The following is a 13928-nucleotide window of genomic DNA, read 5'->3' on the forward strand; positions in this document are numbered from 1 at the left end:
CTAGGATGCGAAGATTGCACCGACATTACCGGAGGGTTGCGGAGGCCTGACCGTAGCTTCACAAATCATTGCAGGGCGTATCAGCTATCGGAAAATTTCGCAGAAAGCTTTCCATCTTTGCTGAACTTGCGCTAAGGAACCGCCATCCCTTTCAAACGCTCCTAGAGGTTTCCCCGAAATGGCATCGAAAAAGCTCCTTCTTCTTCCCGGCGACGGCATCGGACCGGAGGCAATGGCCGAAGTTCGCAAGATTATCGCCTACATGAACGCTGAACTGAAAAGCGGCTTTGAACTCGAGGAAGGCCTTGTCGGCGGTTCGGCCTACGACGCCCATGGCAAGGCGATTTCCGATGCGGACATGGCCAGGGCCATGGCCGCTGACGCGGTTCTCTTCGGCGCCGTCGGCGGACCGAAATGGGATAGCGTTGCCTACGACGTGCGCCCGGAGGCCGGCCTTTTGCGCCTGCGCAAGGACATGGAACTGTTTGCAAACCTGCGTCCCGCCATCTGCTACCCTGCACTGGCGGATTCCTCATCCCTGAAAAAGGACGTGGTTGAAGGTCTGGATATCCTGATCGTGCGGGAACTGACCGGCGGTGTGTATTTCGGCGAACCGAAGGAAATCATTGACCTCGGCAATGGCCAGAAGCGCGGCATCGATACGCAGGTCTACGACACCTACGAGATCGAACGTATTTCGGGCGTCGCCTTTGAATTGGCGCGCACACGCCGCAACAAGGTCACGTCGATGGAAAAACGCAACGTTATGAAATCGGGCGTTCTGTGGAACGAAGTCGTCACAGCAACCCACAAGGCGCGCTATTCCGATGTTCAGCTCGAGCATATGCTGGCCGATGCCGGCGGCATGCAGCTCGTGCGCTGGCCCAAGCAGTTCGACGTGATTGTCACGGACAATCTCTTCGGTGACATGCTGTCTGACATTGCCGCCATGCTGACCGGTTCTCTCGGCATGCTGCCCTCCGCCTCGCTCGGCGCGCCAGATGGCAAGACCGGCAGCCGCAAGGCGCTTTATGAACCGGTGCACGGATCGGCTCCCGATATTGCCGGAACCGGCGCGGCCAATCCGATTGCCATGATTGCCTCCTTTGCCATGTGCCTGCGCTATTCCTTCAACATGGTGGACGAAGCGGACCGGCTGGAAGCGGCGATTGCCGGTGTGCTCGGCGACGGCATCCGCACCGCCGACATCATGTCGGAAGGCAGCACCAAGGTTGGAACCACCCAGATGGGCGATGCGATCCTTGCCAAATTCAAGGCACTCGCCGCCTGATCACGCTCATCTGGATAAAGAAAGCCCGGCGCGATCGCTCGCGCCGGGCTTTTTCTTGAGCCGTCAACTACTTGATGTCGTGCAGATCCTCGCCTTTGGTTTCACGGACAAAGATCAGGCCGATCACCAGCGTCATGGCTGCAATGATGATCGGGTACCAGAGGCCATAATAGATATCGCCCTTGGCGGCGCTCATAGCAAACACCGTCGCCGGAAGCAGGCCGCCGAACCAGCCATTGCCGATGTGATAGGGCAATGACATGCCAGTATACCGGATGCGGGTCGGGAACATCTCGACCAGGATCGCGGCAATCGGGCCATAAACCATCGTCACGTAAAGCACGAGGATGAACAGGATACCGATGGTCACCGGCCAATTCACGGCTTTCGGATCGGCCACCATGGTGAAGAGGCCGCCATTGGGAACGGTGTAAACGGCCATATCCGTGGCACCGGCAGCCTGTTCCGGTGTAATGAGCTTCGCCTTGACCAGGTCAGCCACCGGCGTAACCGTCTTTTCGCCGGCGCGAACGGCGGCGGCATCGAGGTTCAATTCCGGATTGGCCTTGATGAACCCGTCGAGTTTGGCATCGGCAACCTTGGCAGGTGCCCGCACGAGCGGGAAACCGGCCTTCTGCAGCGCCAGGTTCAGATCATGGGTGAGTACCGCGCCTTTGGCGGCAGCATCGGCACCAGCGGCCACCGCATCATAGGACGGAATGACCGTATCGCCGATCTTGACCGTGGCTGGCTGTCCGGCAGGACCGGCAACCACCTCGTAAGGCACCGAGCTGCGGGACAGGAACGATGTCGCAATGTCACATGAATTGTTGAACTTGGCTGTACCGACCGGGTTGAACTGGAAGGTGCAGTCGCCCGGAGCGGCGGTCACCGTGGCACGGACTGTCGCTTCCGCCTGGGCCAGCGCCGGATTTGCGGCATGCGTGAGTGCCTTGAACAACGGGAAATAGGTGAGGATTGCCAAGGCAAGGCCCGCCATGATGATCGGCTTGCGGCCGATCTTGTCGGACAGCCAGCCAAAGAAGACAAAAAAGCCGGTGCCAAGCAGGAGCGCGATTGCGATCATGATATTGACCGACTGGCCGTCTACTTTCAGCACGTTCTGCAGGAAGAACAAGGCATAGAACTGGCCGGAATACCAGACGACGGCCTGACCGGCGGTAAGGCCGAACAAGGCGAGCAGTGCAATCCGGGCGTTCTTCCATTGACCGAAAGCTTCCGATAGCGGTGCCTTGGAGCCCTTGCCCTCTTCTTTCATCTTCTTGAACGCCGGCGATTCACTCAAGGAGAGCCGAATCCACACCGATACACCCAGAAGAACGAATGAGAGAATGAAAGGCACGCGCCAGCCCCAGGCCGCGAAGGCGTCCTTGCCAAGCCAGTTCTGGACGATGAGGATAACCACCAGGGACAGGAACAGACCGAGTGTTGCGGTGGTCTGAATCCAGGAGGTGTAATAACCGCGGCGATTGTTCGGCGCATGTTCAGCCACATAGGTGGCAGCACCGCCATATTCGCCGCCGAGAGCCAGGCCCTGCAGCATGCGCAGCGCAATCAGGATGATGGGTGCAGCGATGCCCCAACTGCCCGATCCGGGAAGAATACCCACCAGGAAAGTCGACAGGCCCATGATCAGAATGGTGACGAGGAACGTGTATTTGCGGCCGACGAGATCGCCGATCCGTCCGAAGACCAGGGCACCGAAGGGGCGCACGAGAAAGCCCGCGGCAAACGCCAGAAGCGCAAATATGTTGCGCGTTGCCTCAGGATACTCACTGAAAAACGCTGCGCCGATAAAGGCAGCCAATGAGCCATACAAGTAGAAATCGTACCATTCGAAAACAGTTCCGAGCGAGGAAGCGAAGATAACTTTCTTCTCTTCTCGCGTCATACCCCGGCTGGCAGCACCAGCCACAGAAGTGGTCGCCATTTGTATTCCTCCCAGAAAACAGCATTTACGCCGGAACCCGGTCAGCCCAACGGCTGGCCACGTCCCTCGGATTTGTCACTGCGTATAAATCAATGGCCGCGTCCTGCAGGACGTCCACTCATCCTACGCCGGTGAATGTCCTCCGGAACTCTCCCCCCAAAGGTCATGCACCCCATGCACCGCCCAAGTGTTGAACAAATATTCGCGAAAGCAAAGACCGCTTTTTACGGCACAAGTCCAAAATTGTGCGTAACGCGACATATTCTTCTCTTTTGAATGGACAATTGACTCTTTTTGGAAAGCGGATACAAGCATGTGAGGTTAAGGAGACGCCCCGTGAGCAGCGAATCAACTGCACACTTTTTGACGAGCGGTTCCGGCATGCGTGCCGGATGCGCAGGCGCGTCTGTTCTTTCCACCAAAATGCCGGCCAAAACGACCACCAAAACGGTCTGATTTCCCTTGGCCTGCTCGCCCCCTCCCGGGTCCGGCCCGGGGGAAAAGACCCGCAATGGCCAGCGGGTTTTTGCAAAGAGCGGTGAGGGACAGGAGATAATACAGATGAGTTTCAAGGTTGCGGTTGTAGGCGCCACAGGCAATGTGGGCCGCGAGATGTTGACAATACTGGAAGAGCGCGGCTTTCCGGTCAGTGAAGTCGTGGCGCTCGCCTCGCGCCGGTCCCAGGGCACGGAAGTTTCCTTCGGCGACCGCACGCTAAAGGTCAAGGCGCTCGATTCCTATGATTTTTCCGATACCGATATCTGCCTGATGTCGGCAGGCGGCAACATATCCAAGGAATGGTCGCCGAAGATCGGCGCACAGGGTTGTGTCGTTATCGACAATTCCTCCGCCTGGCGCTACGACTCGAATGTGCCGCTGATCGTGCCGGAAGTAAATCCGGACGCGATTGTCGGTTTCTCCAAGAAGAACATCATTGCCAACCCGAATTGCTCGACCGCCCAGCTTGTGGTGGCGTTGAAGCCGCTGCATGACAAGGCCAGGATCAAGCGTCTTGTGATCGCCACCTACCAGTCCGTTTCCGGCGCCGGCAAGGACGGCATGGATGAGCTGTTCCAGCAGTCACGGGCCGTGTTCGTTGCCGATCCGGTGGAAGCCAAGAAGTTCACCAAGCGCATCGCTTTCAACGTCATCCCACACATCGACGTCTTCATGGAAGACGGCTACACCAAGGAAGAGTGGAAGATGGTCGCCGAGACCAAGAAGATGCTCGATCCCAAGATCAAGCTCACGGCAACATGTGTCCGCGTGCCCGTCTTCATCGGCCATTCGGAAGCCGTGAACATCGAGTTCGAAAGCCCGATGAGTGCGGAAGAGGCCCGTGAGATCCTGTCGGATGCTCCGGGCTGCCTGGTTATCGACCGGCATGAGGATGGCGGCTACATCACCCCCTATGAAGCAGCGGGCGAAGACGCCACCTATATTTCGCGCATCCGTGAAGACATCACTGTCGAGAATGGCCTGTCACTCTGGATTGTTTCGGACAATCTGCGCAAGGGTGCAGCCCTCAACACCATTCAGATCGCCGAGCTTCTGGTCGCACGCGGGCTCATTCAGCCGAAGCAGCTTGCTGCCTGAAACCTGGCATATAACCAAAATAGAAAAGGGCGCAGTTTCTGCGCCCTTTTTCGTTGCAACAATTGCCGCGGCCTGAACTCAGGCCCAGGGATGCCTTTGGGCGTTGGCTGCCTCAAAGCTGTCGATCTTCGCCGCCTTTTCCATGGTCAGGCCAATGTCATCAAGACCATTCAGCATGCAGTAGCGGCGGAACTCGTCTAGATCGAAACTGATCTGGCCGCCATCCGGCCCCTTGATCGTCTTCTCTTCCAGATCGATCGTCAGCGTTGCATTGGCACCGCGCTGCGCATCGTCCATCAACTTGTCCAGGTCTTCATGGCTGACGCGGATCGGCAGGATGCCGTTCTTGAAGCAGTTGTTGTAGAAAATATCGGCGAAGCTGGTCGAGATGACACAGCGGATGCCGAAATCGAGCAATGCCCATGGCGCATGCTCGCGGCTGGAGCCACAGCCGAAATTATCGCCGGCCACCAGAATCTGGGCCTTGCGATAGGCTGGCTTGTTGAGGACGAAGTCCGGATTTTCCGAACCGTCCTCATTGTAACGCATTTCGGCAAAGAGCCCTGTGCCAAGACCGGTGCGCTTGATCGTCTTCAGATAATCCTTCGGAATGATCATATCCGTGTCGATATTGATGATCGGCAACGGTGCGGCAACGCCGGTGAGCTTGGTAAACTTGTCCATGATCTCTGCCTGTAGTGTTCGGTAATACGGGTGTCTTCGCTTTACACCAGCTTGGCAGCGAATCAAAGACTTTCCCCCTGTGGCAGATTGGGGCAGGCCACACCGCATGATTGCGCTTGTCTTGCCCCTTCGTTCAATGCAAAAAAGTGCCATGCGCAAAACATCTCGCCCTCGCCGCTCGGTTCTCTATGTTCCCGCCTCGAACGCCAAGGCTCTTGCCAAGATTGCAGGCCTTGACGCGGATGCGGTTATTTTTGATCTTGAGGATGCCGTTGCTCCTGAAGCCAAGGAGGATGCCCGCGAAGCGCTGCGTGATTATTTTCTTGCCAATCCGGCCAATCCGGCCAATCCGGCAAGCAAGACCGAACGGATCATCCGCATCAATGCGCTTGCCAGTGAATGGGGTGCCGAGGATCTTCTCGCGGCACGCGCCTGCAAGCCTGACGCCATCCTTCTACCCAAGGTGGAAATACCGCAGGACGTAACCGGCGTGACTGAAATACTTGAGGAAACCGATGCATCCGAGAACATTCGGCTGTGGGCGATGATCGAGACGCCGCGCGGTATCCTCAATGCGGACGAGATCGCCGAGTTGGGTTTACGATCCACCGGGCGTCTGGATTGCTTTGTCGTCGGAACGAACGATATCGCCAAGGAAACCGGTACCGGCATGGATGGCAATCGCGTCTATCTCGTCCCATGGCTGATGCAGATCGTCCTTTGTGCCAAAGCCGGAAAGCTGGATGTGATCGATGGCGTCTATAATGACTTTGCCGATGCAGCGGGTTTCGCGGTTGAATGCGGTCAGGGCGCAAGAATGGGTTTCGACGGCAAAACGCTTATTCATCCCGCGCAGATCGATGCGGCAAATCGCGCCTTTTCACCGGATGAGGCGGCTCTTGCCGCCGCACGATCGATCATCGAGGCATTTTCCCTTCCTGAAAATGCTGACAAGGGCGCCATTGCCCTGAACGGAAGAATGATAGAACGCCTGCATCTTGCCAACGCGGAGAAGATGATGGCCAAAGCACACATGACAGGAGACAAAGCATGAAACTTTATCGCTTTTTGACCGGACCCGATGATGCCAGCTTCTGCCACAAGGTGACGGCGGCCATCAACAAGGGCTGGCACATCTATGGTTCGCCCACCTACGCATTCAATACGGTCACCGGGATAATGCAGTGCGGTCAGGCAGTGGTGAAGGATGTCGATGGCGTCGATTATGAGCCTGGCATCAAACTCGGCGATTACTGAGCCGCTCCTGCGGTCTCGGCAAGACGCCGTTTGAGCACCTGATATTGCCGTTCTGGCCTATTTGCCACGGCGTCTTCGCGCAGGACCGGCCCGTCCTCAAAAGGATAGGCCGGTCAAACCGCTCCATGGCAGGGTCCCGGTCCATACCATCGGGCGATCATTCGACACTGGCCTCGATACGTTCCATATCTTCGTCCGACAGGCCGAAATGATGACCGATTTCATGGATGAGAACATGGGTGACGATATCCCCCAAAGCCTCCTCATACTCCGCCCAGTAATCCAGCACGGCGCGCCGATAAATCGTGATGGTGTTGGGTCTTTCGCCGGTTTGAAGCGAGAACCGTTCCCCGATGCCCCGGCCTTCAAACAATCCGAGCAAATCGAACGGCGATTCCAGCCCCATATCCTCGACAATCTGATCATCGGGGAATTCTGACACCTGAATAGTGATATCGCCGCACAGACTGCGAAAATCGTCAGGCAGATGCGCATAAGCTTCTATCGCGAGCGATTCGATCTCGCTCAAGGCTGGCGACAAGCGATTGCCCCAATCGGCGGTTTGATTACTTCTGGCCATTAAAACTCCTGGAGCACATTCCGGCCTCATATAGTGCCTTTGCAACAAGGATGCGAGTGGCATGAGGACTAGCCCCGTATTGGCACCAGAAGCCGCTCCATGCGCCGGAAGCTCTCAGCAAGCACCGTGGCGTCCTTGAGCCCATGGGCGAGCATGATGCCGCCCTGCCATTCGGCCAGCGCATTGCGGGCGGTTCCAAGCGCTGCGGAGGGGCGTATGCCGGTGCGTCCAAGTTCCCTTCCGATAAACCCGATCAGGAGACTGAAAACTTCGGCCGCCCGTTCGGCGGCTTCGGGCGATTCATGGCGAAAATCCCGTATACCCAGGGCAATGGGGCAGCCGTTCTCAACGCGGCTTTTGAGGGAATGCGACAGTTTTTCAATGAGCAGCAGCAGACGCTTGCGCGGGTCCTGATCCGCTTCGACAATGGATGTCAGCATATCCTCGGTTTCAGCAACGAAAATATCGGCAACGCCTCGCGCCAGCTCGGCCTTTGTCTTGAAATAATAATAGATGTTTCCAAGCGGAATTCCCGATTCCGCCGCGATGTGTGCAAGGCTCGTCACGGTAAAGCCGCGCCGCCAGAACAGGCCGGCAGCCGTGGCAACAAGGATATCGCGTTTGTCGTTCCGCCTGGTCATCCCACCGCTTTCGAATTCAGTTGTTCAACTGACTCGCATTCTGGCAGGTTCGACAATGATTGCAGCAAAAATAAACTAGTCTTCGATGGCTCGCGCTTCCGATGGCAGCATGATCGGTATCCCGTCCCGAATGGGATAGGCGAGATGCGCCGACTTCGAGATCAGCTCGGACTTCTCCTGATCATAGATAAGCGGCCCCTTGGTCAAGGGGCAAACCAGAAGCTCGAGCAACTTGCGATCGATTGACGGTTCGCGTTTCGGTTCGATCATGGGTTGCTCTCCCTCACGGCTACTGCAGGTTCGACTCGAAACCATCCTGGTCTTTGGCCAGCATGATTTCGGTGATCGCGATCAAGGTCTCGGCCCGCGTCTTCAAATCGGCGGCTTCCAGCAAAGCCTGCTTTTCCGCAGCGCCGAACGGCGACATCATGGCAAGGGCGTTCACCAGCGTTTCATTGCCCGCCCGGGAGATACCGTCCCAATCCGCTTCCAGATTATTGGCATCAAGGTAGGCTCGGAAAACACGCAGCAGCGCCAGCCGGTCGACATCCGAATCATCCGCCTCATCGAGATCCGCCAGAAGCGGCGCAATCTTGCACTGGCGGAACGGTGTGCGGGTGGAGAGCTCCTTGACAATCCGAAAGCGGCAAATGCCCTGCAAGGTGATGACAAGGCGCCCGTCGCCAGTCTCGGCGAACGAGGTGATACGGCCGAGACAGCCGACTTCACACAGTTCATCAGCATCCACATCGCCTTCGTCAAAGCGCGGCTGGATCATGCCGATGATACGCTTTCCACTCAGAGCCGCGTCCACCATGGCCAGATAACGCAGCTCAAAGATATTCAGCGGCAACTGGCCACCCGGAAGCAACAGGGCTCCCGAAAGGGGGAAAATCGGCACGCTTTCAGGAATATTGTCCAGCGTCCGATAACGAACATTGCCTGCTTGCATTACCAGCTCCAGTGATTGATCCGCGGCGGCGGGGACCGGTCGCTATTGTGCCCTATTTCACTCAGGAAAACAGCAGGGAAGACAGTTTCCGGCGCGCGGTCAGAGAAGCCTGATCTGCCGGACCCCATGCATCGAAAAACTGCAAAAGCTGCTTGCGGGCTCCGTCATCATTCCACGCACGATCGGCCTTCATGATGGCGAGAAGATGATCAGCCGCCTCGTCCCGCTGTCCGGCGGCGTTCAGATACATGGCAAGATCGAACCGCGCCTGATGATCCCCGGGGTTCGCCACAAGCTTTGCCTCCAGCGCAACGGGATCGCCCAGCTTGGCCGCTTGATCCGCCAGGGCGACCTTTGCTTCCGCTGCGCGCACGCTTGCATCGTCCTTCTTGTTCGATGGAACCTGTTCCAGAACAGCCTTGGCCTGTTCAAGATCACCCAGGTCAATCAGGCAATTGGCAAGACCGGCAAGCGCCGCCACTTGATCGGGCACTTCCGCCAGAACGGCCGAATAGATCTGGGCGGCCTGTTCCATGTCGCCCGCTGCAACGGCCTCGGTGGCCGCATCCAGCGCCGATTGAATGGCTGCGTCCCTGCCGCCATCCGGCGATGCTATGCGATCGATGAACTCCTTGACCTTTGATTCCGGCAATGCGCCCATGAAACCATCGACCGGCTTGCCGTCGGAAAACGCAATCACAGCCGGAATTGATTGAATGCCCAGCTGCCCCGCAATGGCGGGGTGTTCGTCAATGTTCATCTTGACCAGCTTTACCCGGCCGCCGGCGGCATTGACCACCTTTTCGATAATGGGCGTCAATTGCTTGCAGGGCCCGCACCACGGAGCCCAGAAATCGACCAGAACCGGCTGGTTCTTCGATTCGGCGATTACATCCGCCGAAAAACCCGACGTGGTGGTGTCCTTGATCAAGGCTCCGGACGCCGCTGGAGCCGCGCCGCCATAGGATACCGTTGTTGTCGCAGCTGCACTGCCGTAGCCGCCGCTGAACGGGTTGTCGGTGTTGCTCATCAAAATTCTCCCGTATCCGCTGGTTACACATTTGCCAGGTCTGATTGGACCGGCTGACAGCCTGCCTTCAGGTTGGGTTGGATTCGTCAATTTTCAAGATCAGGGGCTCGTGACCGGTCGATGCCAGAAACCGCAGGAGGTCATGGCGCCCGATGGATGTCGTGGCATCATTGCTCAGTGGATGCGCATTGATGATCTCATTGTGCATCAGCGCCTCATCAAGAACCACCTTCACCTGATGCTCCTCATCATTGATAACGCCAAGCACGCTGACGGAACCGGGAACAAGTCCAAGATATTCCATCAGTTTTTCCGGCTTGCCGAATGAAACACGGCTTGATGCACCAATTCTGGTATGGATTGTCTTGAGATCGACCTGTGCTTCCTCATCCACAGTGACAAGAAAGAAATTGTCCTTCTTGTCCTTCAGGAACAGGTTCTTGGTGTGAGCGCCCGGCACCTGCCCGCGCAAATCCTGAGCTTCGGCAACCGTGAACACTGGAGCATGCCGAATCGTTGATACTTTGATCCCGAGATCATCGAATTTCTGCATCAGATCTGCATATGTCTTGGGCATTCTGGTTCTCGCGGCGCCGGCAATCGGAAAATTTTCTTTTGCTGTCGTAATCGCTTCACCCCGCGCTCTCAAGTGAAAACCCAACAGCGCTGCGGTTTAATCGGACATTTCAGAGCCAGGCCGATGTAACCATTGAATTTTTTTTCGATTATCGTCACAAAGTCGAAAATTCACTGTTGCAATTGGTCTGTGCTTGGGTCATATAGGCCCCGCTTCGGAAGACAAACTGGCGCATGCGGGAGTAGCTCAGGGGTAGAGCACAACCTTGCCAAGGTTGGGGTCGAGGGTTCGAATCCCTTCTCCCGCTCCAGTTGTCCGAAGATCAAAAGGCTCAGGTTTACCTGGGCCTTTTTGCTATCCGGATCCGGTACTTTGCGATCTCCAGAACTTTTACCCTCTTCAGAACGCTAGCAACACCTGTTTGCGGCAGCCCGTCTGCAGCCCGCAATTGCAATCCGCGTTCAATGCGCTAAACCCTTTCCTTATGGCACAGAAGAAAGCACACGAGGTTGATTCCTTCCTGAAAAGGCTCGACAGGGCTTATCCGATTGTACTGCTGTACGGCCCCGACAAAGGCCTGGTAAGCGAACGGGCCGCTACCTTCATCAAACTGACCGGGCTCGCCCAGGACGATCCCTTTGCCGTCATACGCCTCGATGCCGATGAGGTTCAGGCAGAGCCTGGACGGCTGTCCGATGAGGCCAACACCATTTCCATGTTTGGCGGCGAACGGCTGATCTGGGTGCGTAACGCAGCCGGCCAAAAGGGCTTGGCCGATGCCGTAACACATCTGACCAAATCGCCCCCCGTCGACACCTTCATCCTGATCGAGGCGGGCGACCTGAAGAAAGGCGCAGGCCTGCGCGGCATTGTCGAGCAGAGCGCAAGCGCCATGGCCTTGCCTTGCTACAGCGACGATGCCAAGGGCATCGATGCAACCATCGATGACATGCTTGCCCGCAACGGGCTGCAGATCGCGCTGGACGCCCGCAATCTGCTGAAAGAAAGCCTTGGCGGCGACCGGCTCGCCACGCGTTCCGAGCTCGAGAAAATCTGCCTCTACGCCCACGGCCGCGAACGGGTAACCATCGAGGATGTCCGCGATATCATCGGCGATGTCAGCGCGACCTCTTACGAGACGATTGTCGACGCCATGATGACGGGCAATCTGACCGATTTCACCCATGCGTTCGATCGGGTTATCGGCTCCGGGTCGTCAAGTTTTCTGATTCTGAATTCCGCCATACGCCAGTTCCAGACATTGCAAAACCTGCGTTACGGCATGGAGAGCGAGGGCAAGAATGCTGGCTCGGCCGTGGCATCCGCGCGTCCGCCGGTGTTTTTCGCGCGCCGGCGGCTGGTGGAAACGGCATTGCAGCGCTGGACAACGCAAAGCTGCGCCCGCGCCATAGAGCGGTTGCAGAAAACCGTGCTGGAAAGCCGCCGTAACGCGACACTATCCATTCCAATCATTCGTCAGTCACTGATTGCTCTGGCTGCAGAAGCCGCCCGGGCAGGGCGGAGCGGCCGTTAGGTAACGCCCGCAACGGCTGCCGTTACGAGACCTGAGAATGTGCTAACAGCTTGAATTCAAAGGGGTTACTGCTTCCAACTCAGCTTTGCAGACGGCGGCAGATCTCATCCAGCTGTTCCAGCGTTGCGTAATGAATACGCACGTCGCCTCCCCTGGCCTGATGATTGACCGTTACGCGCATGCCGGTCACATCCGACAGCAGTTTTTCCAGTGCCCGGGTATCCGCGTCCTTGTTTTCATCATTGTCCGCCTTGACTTTCGGAGCGGCCGGTTTGCCGCCACCCTGGGCCAGCGCTTCGGCTTGACGAACAGACAGGCCGTCACGAATGATCCGCTCGGCCAGGACATCAGGATGTTCCGCGGTGATCAGCGTGCGCGCATGTCCCGCCGACAGGGCGCCATTCGTGATGTGGTCGCGAACCGTTTCCGGCAGTTTCAGCAACCGCAGCGTATTGGCCACATGGCTTCGGCTCTTGCCGATAACCTGCGCCAGATCCGCCTGCGTATAATCATGATCGTCGATCAGTTGCTGATAACCCATGCCTTCTTCAATCGGATTGAGATCGGCGCGCTGAACGTTCTCGATGATCGCCAGCTCAAGCGCGACCCGGTCATCGACTTCGCGAATGATCACGGGGACGGTGGTCAGACCAGCGCGCTGCGCTGCACGCCAGCGCCGTTCGCCGGCAATCAGCTCGTAACGATCCGAAGAATCCTTGGCCGGGCGAACCACAACAGGCTGAACAATACCATGTTCACGGATCGACTGGGTCAAATCCTCCAGATCGGCTTCCGTGAACAGGCGCCGCGGATTGCGCGGATTGCGCGTAACAAATTCTATGGGAACCTGACGATCCAAAGTGGCGATGCGCGGAGGAACATTTTCTTCCGGCAGACGGTCCATCTCTCCAATGAGCGCAGCAAGACCTCGACCGAGGCGCTTTTTTGACGGATCTTCATTCATTGTCATAGGCTCTCATAAATGTTTCGTATTCGAATCGATCAAGCGGCACGCAAATGCCGCTCCCTTTGAATAACTTCCGATGCAAGCTGCAGATAGGCCTGACTACCCGCACATTTGAGGTCGTACAGAATGGCCGGCGTGCCATAGGAAGGCGCTTCCGACACGCGCACATTGCGCGGGATCACGGTACGGTAAACCTTATCGCCCATGAATGAGCGAACATCGTCAACAACCTGGGTTGCCAGATTGTTTCGGCCATCGAACATGGTCAGCACAATACCTTGAATGTTCAAGGCCGGATTGAGCGCTGTCCGCACCTGATTGACGGTTTCAAGCAACTGACTCAACCCTTCCAGTGCGAAAAACTCGCACTGCAACGGCACGAGTACGGAATCGGCTGCAGCCATGGCGTTCATGGTCAGGAGATTGAGCGAAGGCGGGCAATCAATCAGAATATAGGTAAAGGGCGATGCCGCATTGTCACCGCGAAAGGCCTTGCGCAACCGCGTCGCCCGGTCAGCGGACCCGGCAATTTCCATCTCAACCCCCAGAAGATCGAGTGTCGACGGAATCAGTGACAGATTGGGAACCGCCGTCGCAATGGCGGCCTCATCTACAGAAGCGGTTTGCATCAGAACATCATAGGACGACAATTCGCGATTTTTGCGATCGATACCCAATCCGGTGCTGGCATTGCCTTGGGGATCGAGATCGACAATCAGCACATTCTCGCCAATGGCTGCAAGCGCCGTGGCCAGATTGATGGCAGTTGTGGTCTTCCCCACACCACCTTTCTGATTGGCTATGGTAATGATACGAGTCTGACTGTTCATCACTGTTTTCCCGAGCAAACCATCACTATCGGCGATAA

The 13928-nt window shown here is 57.0% G+C and carries 15 protein-coding genes and 1 tRNA gene; 6 read left to right on the top strand and 10 right to left on the bottom strand.

The features are described 5' to 3' along the window. Positions 1 to 178 precede the first annotated feature (178 nt). Positions 179 to 1291, top strand: coding sequence for a 3-isopropylmalate dehydrogenase (leuB, locus tag ACTJJ7_RS08925; protein ID WP_440966630.1), 1113 nt, complete (start codon positions 179 to 181; stop codon positions 1289 to 1291). 67 nt (positions 1292 to 1358) lie between these two features. Here the strand turns inward: leuB and ACTJJ7_RS08930 are convergent, their stop codons facing one another. Then, positions 1359 to 3242, bottom strand: a complete 1884-nt coding sequence (locus ACTJJ7_RS08930; RefSeq protein ID WP_105734160.1) for an MFS transporter — start codon at positions 3240 to 3242, stop codon at positions 1359 to 1361. 561 nt (positions 3243 to 3803) lie between these two features. Here ACTJJ7_RS08930 and ACTJJ7_RS08935 point away from each other — a divergent pair. Next, entirely contained in the window at positions 3804 to 4838 is a 1035-nt protein-coding gene (locus ACTJJ7_RS08935) for an aspartate-semialdehyde dehydrogenase (protein ID WP_130271313.1), read from the top strand. Positions 4839 to 4916: 78 nt separating this feature from the next. Here ACTJJ7_RS08935 and leuD read toward each other — a convergent pair whose 3' ends face one another. Further along, positions 4917 to 5522: a 3-isopropylmalate dehydratase small subunit gene (gene leuD / locus ACTJJ7_RS08940; RefSeq protein WP_105734158.1), complete on the bottom strand. Its 606-nt coding sequence runs from the start codon at positions 5520 to 5522 to the stop codon at positions 4917 to 4919. A gap of 151 nt (positions 5523 to 5673) precedes the next feature. Between leuD and ACTJJ7_RS08945 the strand changes: the two genes are divergently transcribed. Both ACTJJ7_RS08945 and ACTJJ7_RS08950 read left to right on the top strand, forming a co-directional pair. Then, positions 5674 to 6576: an HpcH/HpaI aldolase/citrate lyase family protein gene (locus ACTJJ7_RS08945; protein WP_440966633.1), complete on the top strand. Its 903-nt coding sequence runs from the start codon at positions 5674 to 5676 to the stop codon at positions 6574 to 6576. Next, positions 6573 to 6779: a DUF1737 domain-containing protein gene (locus ACTJJ7_RS08950; protein WP_440966635.1), complete on the top strand. Its 207-nt coding sequence runs from the start codon at positions 6573 to 6575 to the stop codon at positions 6777 to 6779. The genes ACTJJ7_RS08945 and ACTJJ7_RS08950 overlap by 4 nt, the downstream gene beginning before the upstream one ends. A 157-nt stretch (positions 6780 to 6936) precedes the next feature. On the opposite strand, the gene ACTJJ7_RS08955 is transcribed toward ACTJJ7_RS08950, so the two are convergent. The 6 genes from ACTJJ7_RS08955 to ACTJJ7_RS08980 all read right to left on the bottom strand — a co-directional run bounded on the left by ACTJJ7_RS08955 (position 6937) and on the right by ACTJJ7_RS08980 (position 10559). Then, positions 6937 to 7359: a metallopeptidase family protein gene (locus ACTJJ7_RS08955; RefSeq protein WP_105734155.1), complete on the bottom strand. Its 423-nt coding sequence runs from the start codon at positions 7357 to 7359 to the stop codon at positions 6937 to 6939. A gap of 68 nt (positions 7360 to 7427) precedes the next feature. Then, entirely contained in the window at positions 7428 to 8000 is a 573-nt protein-coding gene (locus ACTJJ7_RS08960) for a TetR/AcrR family transcriptional regulator (RefSeq protein WP_105734154.1), read from the bottom strand. Positions 8001 to 8075: 75 nt separating this feature from the next. After that, on the bottom strand, positions 8076 to 8270 hold the full coding sequence (locus tag ACTJJ7_RS08965; protein ID WP_105734153.1) for a Trm112 family protein: 195 nt from the start codon (positions 8268 to 8270) through the stop codon (positions 8076 to 8078). A gap of 19 nt (positions 8271 to 8289) precedes the next feature. Further along, positions 8290 to 8952 (bottom strand): LON peptidase substrate-binding domain-containing protein, encoded by a 663-nt coding sequence (locus ACTJJ7_RS08970; RefSeq protein ID WP_105734152.1) that lies wholly within the window; start codon positions 8950 to 8952, stop codon positions 8290 to 8292. A gap of 61 nt (positions 8953 to 9013) precedes the next feature. Further along, positions 9014 to 9982 carry a thioredoxin gene (trxA, locus tag ACTJJ7_RS08975; protein ID WP_440966638.1) on the bottom strand — a complete coding sequence of 323 codons (969 nt, stop codon included), beginning with the start codon at positions 9980 to 9982 and terminating at the stop codon, positions 9014 to 9016. 67 nt (positions 9983 to 10049) lie between these two features. After that, a complete protein-coding gene (locus ACTJJ7_RS08980; RefSeq protein ID WP_440966640.1) occupies positions 10050 to 10559 on the bottom strand; it encodes a prolyl-tRNA synthetase associated domain-containing protein in 510 nt (169 codons plus the stop codon). Between the two features lie 235 nt (positions 10560 to 10794). On the opposite strand from ACTJJ7_RS08980, the gene ACTJJ7_RS08985 reads away from it, so the two are divergent. Together ACTJJ7_RS08985 and holA are read left to right on the top strand one after the other, a co-directional pair. Then, a tRNA-Gly gene (locus ACTJJ7_RS08985) sits at positions 10795 to 10869 on the top strand. 174 nt (positions 10870 to 11043) lie between these two features. Beyond that, positions 11044 to 12093 carry a DNA polymerase III subunit delta gene (gene holA / locus ACTJJ7_RS08990; protein WP_440966642.1) on the top strand — a complete coding sequence of 350 codons (1050 nt, stop codon included), beginning with the start codon at positions 11044 to 11046 and terminating at the stop codon, positions 12091 to 12093. Positions 12094 to 12172: 79 nt separating this feature from the next. On the opposite strand, the gene ACTJJ7_RS08995 is transcribed toward holA, so the two are convergent. Together ACTJJ7_RS08995 and ACTJJ7_RS09000 are read right to left on the bottom strand one after the other, a co-directional pair. Next, positions 12173 to 13057: a ParB/RepB/Spo0J family partition protein gene (locus ACTJJ7_RS08995; protein ID WP_130271589.1), complete on the bottom strand. Its 885-nt coding sequence runs from the start codon at positions 13055 to 13057 to the stop codon at positions 12173 to 12175. 38 nt (positions 13058 to 13095) lie between these two features. Beyond that, positions 13096 to 13890, bottom strand: a complete 795-nt coding sequence (locus ACTJJ7_RS09000; protein WP_105734148.1) for a ParA family protein — start codon at positions 13888 to 13890, stop codon at positions 13096 to 13098. Positions 13891 to 13928 lie beyond the last annotated feature (38 nt).

It is taken from the genome of Phyllobacterium sp. 22229 (assembly GCF_052056495.1).
GTDB classification, from domain to species: Bacteria; Pseudomonadota; Alphaproteobacteria; order Rhizobiales; family Rhizobiaceae; genus Phyllobacterium; species Phyllobacterium myrsinacearum.